We start from the raw sequence: 9,450 nt of genomic DNA on the forward strand, positions 1-9,450 counted from the left end.
GCGTGGAAGCCGCCGCCGCAGTCGGTCGCGGAGGGCAGTTTGGCGGTGCCCGGGACCGGCAGGAAGCCCACCTCGCCGGTGCCGCCGGAGGCACCGCGGCGCAGCGTGCCGTCGAGGACGACGGCGGCGCCGATGCCGAGCCCGAGCCAGAGCAGCACGAACGTGTCGCGGTCACGGGTGACGCCGTCGCGCCGCTCGGCGAGCGCCGCCAGGTTCGTCTCGTTCTCGACGAGGACGCGCGCCGTGAGCCGCTCCTGGAGGGCGGGGACGAGCCGGCGATGCCATTCGGGGAGTTTGGAGGAGTCGCGGAGTTCGCCGGACACGGGGTCGATGAGGCCGGGGGCGCCGACGCCGACGGTGTGCAGGCGCTCGGCGCCCGCCTCCTTCGTGGCGCGGTCGAGCAGGGCCACGGTGCGCTCGACGGCGGCGCCGGTCGCCTCGCGCGTCTCGACGGACAGCGCGGCCTCGGCGCGCACGGTGCCGAGCAGGTCCGCCACGACGAGGCGGACCCCTTCGGTGCGTACGTCGAGGGCGGCGAGGTGGGCGCGGTCGGCGACGAGTCCGTACACCCGGGCGTTGGGGCCGCGCCGCCGGGCGCCCGTCTCGCCGACGACCTGGACGAACCCGGAGGCCGTGAGGCGCTCGACGAGGTCCGCGACGGTGGGCCGGGACAGCCCCGTGAGCTCCTTCAGCTGCCCGGCGGTCAGCGGGCCCTCCTCCTGCAACAGGCGCAGGGCGAGCCGGTCGTTGATGGCTCGGGCGGTCCTCGGTGATGCGGGCATGGCGGGATCCTACGCGGAAACGGGTTAACTATCAGGCAGGGTTCCTGATAGTTTACGGCGGCACGCTGGGGAGCGACCGGGAGGGACCACGCGGGATGAGCGGAATGCCAGGAGCACAGCAGGAACGGGCGTACGCGCCGAGGGAGTTGAAGCGCGCCCGGTACGCCGTCGCGGCGGTCTTCTGCGTGCACGGCGCGGTGACCGGTTCGTTCGCGACCCGGGTGCCCTGGATCCAGGATCACGCGGGGGTCAGCGCGGGCCAGCTCGGGATCGCGCTCGCCTTCCCGGCGATCGGCGCGTCCGTCGCGATGCCGGTGGCCGGCAGTGTCAGCCACCGGTTCGGCGCACGCACCGCGCTGCGCGGCCTGCTCGCGCTGTGGACGCTGGCGCTGACCCTGCCCTCGCTCGCACCGAACCTGGTCACGCTGTGCGCGGTCCTCTTCGTCTACGGCGCCACGGCGGGCATGTCCGACGTGGCGATGAACGCGCTCGGCGTCGAGATCGAGACCCGTCTCGACAAATCGATCATGTCCGGGCTGCACGGCATGTGGAGTGCGGGCGCACTGCTCGGCTCGGCGGGCGGGACGCTCGCCGCCCACATCGGCGCGGACGCGCGGCTGCACCACCTGCTGGCCGCCGCGGTACTCACCTGCATCGGCTTCGTGGCCTGCCGCTGGGTCCTCGACCTGCGGCCCACCGAGCACGAGGAGGCGCCGCCGCGCTTCTCCCTGCCGCCGAAGTCCGCGCTGCTCATCGGGGCGGTCGGCTTCTGCGCGGTCTTCGCGGAGGGCGCGAGCCTGGACTGGTCGGCCGTCTATCTGCGGGACGTCCTCGACACCTCGGCGGGCCTCGCCGCGGCCTGCACCACCGCCTTCACGCTCACCATGGCGGTGGCCCGGATCGCGGGCGACGCCGTCGTGGACCGGTTCGGCGCGGTGCGCACCGTGCGGGTCAGCGGGCTCGTCGCGACGCTGGGCGCCCTGCTCGTGGTGGTCGCGCCGAACCCGGCGGTCGCGATGGCCGGATTCGGACTGCTCGGGCTCGGGATCGCGGTCGTGGTGCCGCTCGCCTTCGCCGCGGCCGGGCGCAGCGGGCCGAACCCGAGCCAGGCGATCGCGGGCGTCGCCACCATCACGTACACCTCGGGGCTGATCGCGCCGTCCGCGATCGGCACGATCGCGGACGCGACGAGCCTCGTGGTGTCGTTCGGCGTGGTCACGGTGCTGGCCTGCGGACTCGCGGTGTTCGCGGGCGTGCTGCGCGGCGGCGACCGGACCCCGTCCGGGGCCGCCGGGCCGGTCAGCCCCGCGGGCGCAGCAGATCCTGCCCGGAAGTCCTGAACCGGTCGCTCCACGGCGCGGGGCGCAGCGTCGCCGGGTCCAGCCGGACCAGGACGCGCGTCCCGTGCGCGTACGTGACGGTGCCGTCCGCCGAGCAGAACCGGAAGCCGTAGGTCAGCCCGGTGCGGCCGAGCCGCTCCAGCCAGAGCCGCACCGCGTAGGCGCCCGGCTGCTTGACCGGGGCGTCGTAGGTGATCGTGAACTCCTTGACCGCGTTGCAGAAGTCTCCGGCCGCCGCCCAGTCCCCGGCGAAGACGAGCCCGCGCTCGTTCCACAGGGCGGTCCAGGCCCGCTCGACCATCACGGGGTAGCGCGCGTTGTGCAGCAGGCCGAGGGCGTCGAGATCGTCGAAGTGCACGGTGACGGGCACGAGCGGCCCGTGCGCGGCCATCGGGGTCGACGGATCGGACGGCGCGGGGACGGCGAGGGCTTCGGCGGTCACGGGTGGTGCTCCTGGTGCGATCGGTGCGCGGTCCGGCGCGCGGGGTGCTGAGAGCGCCATCGTACGGCCCTGCGCTAAGCGACCGCTCAGACGGTCGGGGGTCACGGGTGTGCCGCACGGTCGGCGGCGGCGCGAGGGTCGCACTTACGTCGCATTAACATGAGGCGATTGATTCGAGCCACACCGGCACCGGAGCGATCACCCGCACCACACCAGCCGTCGGCACCACAGAAAGCAGACCCACCATGGACCTCGGCGTGCGCTGGAAACTGCACGGCGACGGGCGCACCCCGGCCCCCGGTGCCGTCGTCCGCCCCGACGAGCGGCTCTCCTGGCCACGGACGATCGGACTCGGCGCCCAGCACGTCGTCGCGATGTTCGGCGCCTCGTTCGTCGCTCCGGTCCTGATGGGCCTCGACCCGAACCTCGCGATCATGATGTCCGGCGTCGCGACGGTCATCTTCCTGCTGGCCACGCGCGGGCGGGTGCCCAGCTACCTGGGCTGTTCGCTCTCCTTCGTCGGGGTCGCCGCCGTCATCCGGGCGCAGGGCGGATCCAGCGCCACGGTCACCGGCGCGGTCCTCGCGGTGGGCGTCGTGCTCTTCCTCGTGGGCCTCGCCGTGCAGCGGTTCGGCGCGCGGATCATCCACGCCGCGATGCCGCCCATCGTGACCGGCGCCGTCGTCATGCTGATCGGCTTCAACCTGGCCCCGGTCACCGCCTCCACGTACTGGCCCGCCGACCAGTGGACCGCGCTCCTGGTGATGCTCTTCACCGGTTTGGCCGTGGTGTGCCTGCGCGGTTTCTGGTCCCGCATCGCGATCTTCCTCGGTCTGCTCTTCGGCTACGGCATCTCCTGGCTGTTCGACCGGATCTTCGGCCGCATCCACTCCGTGAACGGTGGCGCGGAGGCCGTCGACCACTGGCGTCTCGACCTGTCCGCGGTCGGCCACGCCGACTGGATCGGCCTGCCCTCCTTCCACGCCCCGTCCTTCGAGTGGTCCGCGATCCTCGTCGCGCTGCCCGTTGTCATCGCGCTGATCGCGGAGAACGCCGGACACGTCAAGGCCGTCGGCGAGATGACCGGCGACAACCTGGACGACAAGCTCGGCACGGCGATCTCGGCGGACGGCGCCGCGTCGATCCTCTCCACGGCCGTCGGCGGCCCCCCGAACACGACGTACTCCGAGAACATCGGCGTCATGGCCGCCACCCGCGTCTACTCGACGGCCGCCTACTGGGCCGCGGCCGGCTTCGCCCTCCTGTTCGGCCTGTGCCCGAAGTTCGGCGCGATCGTCGCCGCCATCCCCGGCGGCGTCCTCGGCGGCATCACCGTCATCCTGTACGGCATGATCGGCCTGCTCGGCGCCCAGATCTGGATCAACGCCAAGGTCGACCTGCGCAACCCCCTGAACCTGGTCCCGGCGGCCGCGGGCATCATCATCGGCGTCGGCAACGTGTCGCTGAAGTTCACCGACAACTTCTCCCTGAGCGGCATCGCCCTCGGCACGATCGTCGTGATCACCGGCTACCACGCCCTGCGCGCGATGGCCCCGGCCCACCTCAAGACCCAGGAACCCCTCCTGGACGCAGGCACCTCCGCGTACGACAGGAAGCCGCCGTCCGACACCACCGGCGCCTGACCTGCGGCCCGTCACCCCGCCCGGGGGCCCGCGCCGCGATCAGTCCGCCAGCTCGTACGCGTAGTCCGGGGTGAACGTGCCGGGGTCGCCCTTGCAGCCGTCGGACTCGCCCGGGAGCTTGACCCACAGGTACGCGTCGATGCGGGACTCGCCCGTGGTGAGGGTCGGGGAGCGGCCGATCCTCCGGCCGTCGGGGTCGCACCACTCTCCGGCGGGCGGGGCGCCGTTGCCGTTGCGGCTCGTGTCGACGACGGCGCCGAGGGAGGCGGGGGCGCCCATCGCGGCGAGGACCCGGCGGTCGTAGGCGATCTCGTCCGCGGTGCGGTGGAAGTTCGAGACGTTGCTGAAGATCCCGTCGGACGAGGCGGGGGACGCGGCGCCCGCGGCGCGCAGGCGGGCGGCCTGGGCGGCCGGGGTGTTCCAGCCGGAGTGGCCGGCGTCGTAGTACACGCGGGCACGCGGGTTCGCCGCCTTCAAGACGCGGCCGGCCCGGGCCAGGGCCGCGTACCGGCCCGTGCGCTGGTCCGCGCTCAGGCACTCGGTCTGGGAGAGCGCGTCCGGCTCCAGGATCACGATGACCTCGCGGTCGCCGAGGCCCGCCGCGAACCGGTCGATCCAGTCGTCGTACGCGGCCAGGTCCGGGGCCCCGCCCTCGGAGGCGCCGCCGCAGTCCCGCTCGGGGATCGTGTACGGGACGACGACCGGCACCCCGCCCGCGCCCGCCGCGCCGGAGGTGACCGCACGGACCCGGGCGGTGATCGTGGCGGGGGTGAAGTCGGCGAACCACACGGCCGCGGGCCGGTCCGCTATCGCCGCCTCGATGAGCGGCCGGCGCGGGTCACCGCGGTGGGCCCGGACCCAGTCGAGGACCTGGGAGTCGCCGTGCCGGTACAGGCGCGTCGCGGCGAGCCGCGCGTCGGACGGCCGCGGAGGGGCGGAACTCGGCTTCGCGGGACGGGGCTTCGGCGTGGCCGCATGCCTGCTCGGGGACGGCGACGCGCTCGTCGGTGCGGGGCTCGGCCGTACGGGCAGTGGTTGCGGGCTCGGGGACGAGCTGACCGTGGGCCGCGCCTCGTCCCCGCCGTCGGGCCCCTCGCCGAGCGCGGACACGAGACCCGCGAGTGTCCCCGCGGCCACCACGGCCGAGGCGGCCGCCACGATCGCCGAACGGCCGGCCGCACGGCGCCGCGCCGCCCTCCGCTCGGCGAGCCGTCGCGCGCGTAACCCTGCCACGGTGCTCTCCCCCCTCGCGCCACGGCCCGTTCCCCCGTTCTGGGGAAGCCCCCGGCCCGGCGGCACCCGCGTCACCCTACGGCTGGGACCCTTCCTGCATGGCGCAGTCGCAGCGGATCGCACACCTTCACGTCCCGGCCGACGGGGTCGACACCGTCCTCGCGCGGATGCGCGCCCTGTCCGCGGATCTGCCGCCGACGGACGGCGTGGCCGTGTTCAACCGGGTCTACCTCACCGTCACGGACACCATCGGCCGGGCCGTCGCCGCGGGGCGCAGCGAGGGCTTCCCCGACCGGTCCGCCGCGATCACGCTGGACGTCCGCTTCGCGGAGCGCTATCTCGCGGCCGTCGACGCGGCGGCGCGCGGGGCCCGGCCGCCCGCCTGCTGGCGTCCGCTCCTGATGTTCCGCCGCCATCCGGGAGTACGCCCGCTGCAGTTCGCGCTCGCGGGCATCAATGCGCACATCGGCCACGATCTGGCGCTCGCCGTCGTGGACACGTGTCGTACGCTCGGCTGCGAACCGGAGGGTCTCGAGGACGAGTTCGACCGCGTGGGCGAACTCCTCGGCGCGCTGGAGGAGCACATCCGCGAAGAGCTGATGCCGGGCCCCGATCTGCTCCAGGTGGCCGATCCGCTGACGCATCTGCTGAGTTCCTGGAGCATCGAGCGGGCGCGCGACGCGGCCTGGGCGGCGGCCCGCGCGCTGTGGGCGCTGCGCGGACTGCCGCCGCTCGCCGCGGAGTTCGGCCAGCGCCTCGACACCTCGGTGGGACTGGTGAGCCGGATGCTGCTGACCCCGCTGCCGGACTGACACACCATCAGTCACGGAACACCCGGACGATCCACGGGCGTTGACATCGTGGCGCCCCGGACGGGCGCGACGCGGACGACGAAGGAGCACGGCATGACGACTCGGCTCGGCCTGGGCCTTCCCCAGATGAAGCAGTACGCCATCGGACGCGACATCCCGCAGGTGGCACGCGCCGCGGAGGAGATCGGGTACGAGAGCCTGTGGGTCTTCGAGCGGGTCCTGTTCCCCGAGCCCGCCACCCAGGGGCTCTACGGGGTCCCGGGCCTGCCCTGGCCGGACCAGTACCGCTCGGTCGCCGACCCGCTCGTCTCGCTGACGCTCGCGGCCGGGGCCACGTCCCGGGCCCGGCTCGGCACCAGCGTGCTGGTCGCGCCCCTGCACATCCCGTTCCAGCTGGCACGTGCGCTCGCCTCGCTGGACGCCGCGAGCGGCGGCCGGGTCGTCGCCGGGTTCGGCACCGGCTGGTCCCACGACGAGTACGCGGCGGCCTCCGTGGCCCCCTTCGAGCAGCGTGGCCGGGTCCTCGACGAGCTGATCGACGTGTGCCGCGCGGTGTGGGGCCCGGACCCCGTGTCGTACAAGGGCGAGCTGACCACCATCGCCCCGGCGGAGGTCGGGCCGAAGCCGGCCGGGCCGCTGCCGATCCTGCTCGCGGCGGGCGGCCCGAAGGCGCGGCGCCGGCTGGTGGACCGCGCGGAGGGCTGGATGCCGGTGTCGGCCGGGGCCGAGCCGCTCGCCCGGGAGTGGGCCGCCCTGCGGGAGACGGCCGAGGAGCGCGGCCGGACGACCCCGATCCGGTCGGTGCTGCGGGCGAACACGGAGCACACCCGGGAGCCGTACACAGGCGAGGACCGCCGCCCGTTCCAGGGCAGCGTCGACCAGATCGTCGAGGACCTCGTCGCGCACGCCGCGATCGGCCTGGACGAGATCTTCGTCGACCTCCAGGGCCGGGCCGCCGACGCGGCCGAGCTCACGGACCTGGCCGCGGAGGTGTACGAGAAGGCGCGGGCCGCCGGGGTGTGACCGGTCCGCGCCGCCTCGCGGGTGCCGCTCAGTCGTCGGGCAGCTCGACCGGGGCGATCGACGGGTAGAGGTCGCCGGGGCCCGGGTTGGTCGGGTCGGTGGCGCCGCCCAGGTGGTGCATGACGCCCCACACGGCGTTGAGCGCGGTCTGCACGGCGCCCTCGGCCCAGCCGGCGGTCCAGGAGATGTCGTCGCCGGCGAGGAAGAGGCCGCGCCGGTCGGCGGGCAGCGTGTCCTGCATGAAGTGGGTGAACAGGCGGCGCTGGTAGCGGTAGTGGCCCGGCAGGTTGGCCTTGAACGCGCCCATGAAGTACGGCTCGTTCTCCCAGGACACGGTGACCGGGTTGCCGATGATGTGCTTGCGGATGTCGACGTCGGGATAGATCTCGCCGAGCGACTTCAGCATGACCTCGAGCCGCTCGCCGGCGGACAGCGGCAGCCACTTCAGGCTGTCGTCGCACCACGTGTAGGAGAGGCAGATGACGGCGGGCCGGTCCGGTCCGTCGTCGAGCAGGTAGGTGCCGCGGGTCATGCGGTCGGTGAGCGTCATCGACATGGTGTCGCGGCCGGTGCGCGCGTCCTTGTCCAGCCAGAACGGCCGGTCGACGGGCACGAACAGCTTGCTGGACTCCATGTAGTGGGTCCGCTCGATGGCCGTCCAGTGGTCGATGGGGAACAGCTCGTCGTCGCAGGCGACCTTGGACAGCAGCATCCAGGACTGGGCGGTGAAGATCGCCGCCTTGAACGTGCGGATGTCGCCGTCGGCGTCCGTGACGGTGACGTGGTTCCCGGCGGTGCGGGCGAGACGGGTCACGGCCGGCTTCGGCGCGCCCCCCTCGTGCAGGGAGGACAGCGACGTGCCGGGCGCCCAGTGCACGATCTTCTGCGGCTCGCGCTCCCACAGCCGCAGGGGCAGCTGCTGCGAGCCGCCGACGATGCCGCGGTGGTGGTCGTCGGCCTCGGTGTAGACGACGCGCAGGATCTCGAGGATCGAGTTCGGGAAGTCGGTGTCCCAGCCGCCGGTGCCGAAGCCGACCTGGCCGAAGATCTCGCGGTGCCGGAAGGACCTGAAGGCCTCGGACTCGCACAGGAAGCCGTAGAAGGTCTGGTTGTCGAGCTTCTCGACGAGCTTCGCCCAGATCTCCCGGATGCGCGGCACGTCGCGCTCGCGCATGGCCTGGTTCATGTCGGAGAAGTCGGCGCCCTCGTCGAGGCACCGGTTCCAGGCCGCGGCGACGTCCCGGTACACCTGCGGCAGGTCCTCGATGGTCTCCGCGTAGTGCGACTCGCCCTTGAGGTCGACGACGGTCGAGGGGGTCGCCGGGGAGAGCGGGTTCGGGAAGGGCCGGGTCTCGAGGTCCACCAGGTCGATGTAGTGCTGGAGCGCGGTCGACGACGGCGGGAAGCGCATGGCGCCCATCTCGGCGGTGAGCCCGGCGGCGTCCGGCGGCGTCCCCTCGAACCCGACGGTGCGCAGCCGCCCGCCGATCTCGTCGGCCTCGTACACGACGGGCTTGAGGCCCATCTTCATGAGCTCGTAGGCGGCCACGATCCCGGAGAGCCCGCCGCCGATGACGGCCACCTCGGTGCCGTGCTCGGTCGCCGGTATCTGGCCCAGACCGGCCGGGTGCGCGAGGAAGTCGTCGTACGCGTACGGGAAGTCCGGCCCGAACATCGTGATCGGCGGCTGGCCGTCGCTGTGCGGAACGGCGGTCGTGGGCACCGTGGACGTCATGAGGTACGGACTCCTTGCGGATCTGCGGCTGCGGGCCGGCCGGGGGAAGAGGGCGCGCCGGTCCCCCGCACGGCTGCGGCAGAGGTGGGAGGGACCGCAAAGACGCTACGTTTTTGCTGGTCGGCGGGGCAAGACGGGACCGTTGCGTCTGCGGATGCGATCCGTTGCGCCGCGCGGCCCCGATCCGGCGATTCGTTGCACACCCGCGTGACACCACGGTCGCGGAGGGTGGAGCGGCCGCCTCCCCCGTGCGGCGGAGGCGGTACCGACCGTGGCCGGACGTGCCGGGCCGCGCCCCCGGGAGATCGTTCTCACACCCGGAACGACCGGGCGGGAGCGATGATCTCAGGGGGTTCTCCCATGGCACGCACGCGGATCCTGGTGGCGGCGGCACTGGCGCTGCTGGTGGCGGCCACCGGCACGGCCGCGGCCGGCGTCGA

General features: G+C 73.5%; 8 protein-coding genes. 4 read left to right on the plus strand and 4 right to left on the minus strand.

The genetic code is table 11. The features are described 5' to 3' along the window. On the minus strand, positions 1–782 hold a 782-nt coding region (locus GTW43_RS23545; RefSeq protein ID WP_161304032.1), incomplete at its 3' end, for an ROK family transcriptional regulator. 95 nt (positions 783–877) lie between these two features. Between GTW43_RS23545 and GTW43_RS23550 the strand changes: the two genes are divergently transcribed. Continuing rightward, entirely contained in the window at positions 878–2,122 is a 1,245-nt protein-coding gene (locus GTW43_RS23550; protein WP_237536774.1) for an MFS transporter, read from the plus strand. On the opposite strand, the gene GTW43_RS23555 is transcribed toward GTW43_RS23550, so the two are convergent. Next, positions 2,082–2,513 carry a hotdog domain-containing protein gene (locus tag GTW43_RS23555; RefSeq protein WP_161304037.1) on the minus strand — a complete coding sequence of 144 codons (432 nt, stop codon included), beginning with the start codon at positions 2,511–2,513 and terminating at the stop codon, positions 2,082–2,084. The genes GTW43_RS23550 and GTW43_RS23555 overlap by 41 nt on opposite strands. A 296-nt stretch (positions 2,514–2,809) precedes the next feature. On the opposite strand from GTW43_RS23555, the gene GTW43_RS23560 reads away from it, so the two are divergent. Beyond that, complete coding sequence (locus tag GTW43_RS23560) at positions 2,810–4,207, plus strand: solute carrier family 23 protein (protein WP_161304033.1); 1,398 nt, start codon at positions 2,810–2,812, stop codon at positions 4,205–4,207. A 39-nt stretch (positions 4,208–4,246) separates the two neighbouring features. On the opposite strand, the gene GTW43_RS23565 is transcribed toward GTW43_RS23560, so the two are convergent. Then, the gene (locus GTW43_RS23565) at positions 4,247–5,368 is read right to left on the minus strand and encodes a glycoside hydrolase family 6 protein (RefSeq protein ID WP_161304039.1); all 1,122 of its coding nucleotides are present in this window, start codon (positions 5,366–5,368) and stop codon (positions 4,247–4,249) included. Positions 5,369–5,538: 170 nt separating this feature from the next. Here GTW43_RS23565 and GTW43_RS23570 point away from each other — a divergent pair, with 170 nt between their 5' ends. Both GTW43_RS23570 and GTW43_RS23575 read left to right on the plus strand, forming a co-directional pair. Next, positions 5,539–6,252, plus strand: a complete 714-nt coding sequence (locus tag GTW43_RS23570) for a DUF5995 family protein (protein WP_161304034.1) — start codon at positions 5,539–5,541, stop codon at positions 6,250–6,252. Positions 6,253–6,345: 93 nt separating this feature from the next. Further along, complete coding sequence (locus tag GTW43_RS23575) at positions 6,346–7,275, plus strand: LLM class F420-dependent oxidoreductase (RefSeq protein ID WP_161304035.1); 930 nt, start codon at positions 6,346–6,348, stop codon at positions 7,273–7,275. 28 nt (positions 7,276–7,303) lie between these two features. Here GTW43_RS23575 and GTW43_RS23580 read toward each other — a convergent pair whose 3' ends face one another. After that, complete coding sequence (locus GTW43_RS23580) at positions 7,304–9,010, minus strand: NAD(P)/FAD-dependent oxidoreductase (protein WP_161304036.1); 1,707 nt, start codon at positions 9,008–9,010, stop codon at positions 7,304–7,306. Positions 9,011–9,450 lie beyond the last annotated feature (440 nt).

It is taken from the genome of Streptomyces sp. SID5785 (genome assembly GCF_009870065.1).
In the GTDB taxonomy this organism is placed as follows: Bacteria; Actinomycetota; Actinomycetes; order Streptomycetales; family Streptomycetaceae; genus Streptomyces.

Bases quoted from the DNA above. Each gene is read 5' to 3' on its own strand.
- GTW43_RS23575 (WP_161304035.1), top strand. From the start codon at position 6,346: ATGACGACTCGGCTCGGCCTGGGCCTTCCCCAGATGAAGCAGTACGCC.
- GTW43_RS23555 (WP_161304037.1), bottom strand. From the start codon at position 2,513: ATGGCCGCGCACGGGCCGCTCGTGCCCGTCACCGTGCACTTCGACGAT.
- GTW43_RS23560 (WP_161304033.1), top strand. From the start codon at position 2,810: ATGGACCTCGGCGTGCGCTGGAAACTGCACGGCGACGGGCGCACCCCG.
- GTW43_RS23570 (WP_161304034.1), top strand. From the start codon at position 5,539: ATGGCGCAGTCGCAGCGGATCGCACACCTTCACGTCCCGGCCGACGGG.
- GTW43_RS23580 (WP_161304036.1), bottom strand. From the start codon at position 9,010: ATGACGTCCACGGTGCCCACGACCGCCGTTCCGCACAGCGACGGCCAG.
- GTW43_RS23550 (WP_237536774.1), top strand. From the start codon at position 878: ATGAGCGGAATGCCAGGAGCACAGCAGGAACGGGCGTACGCGCCGAGG.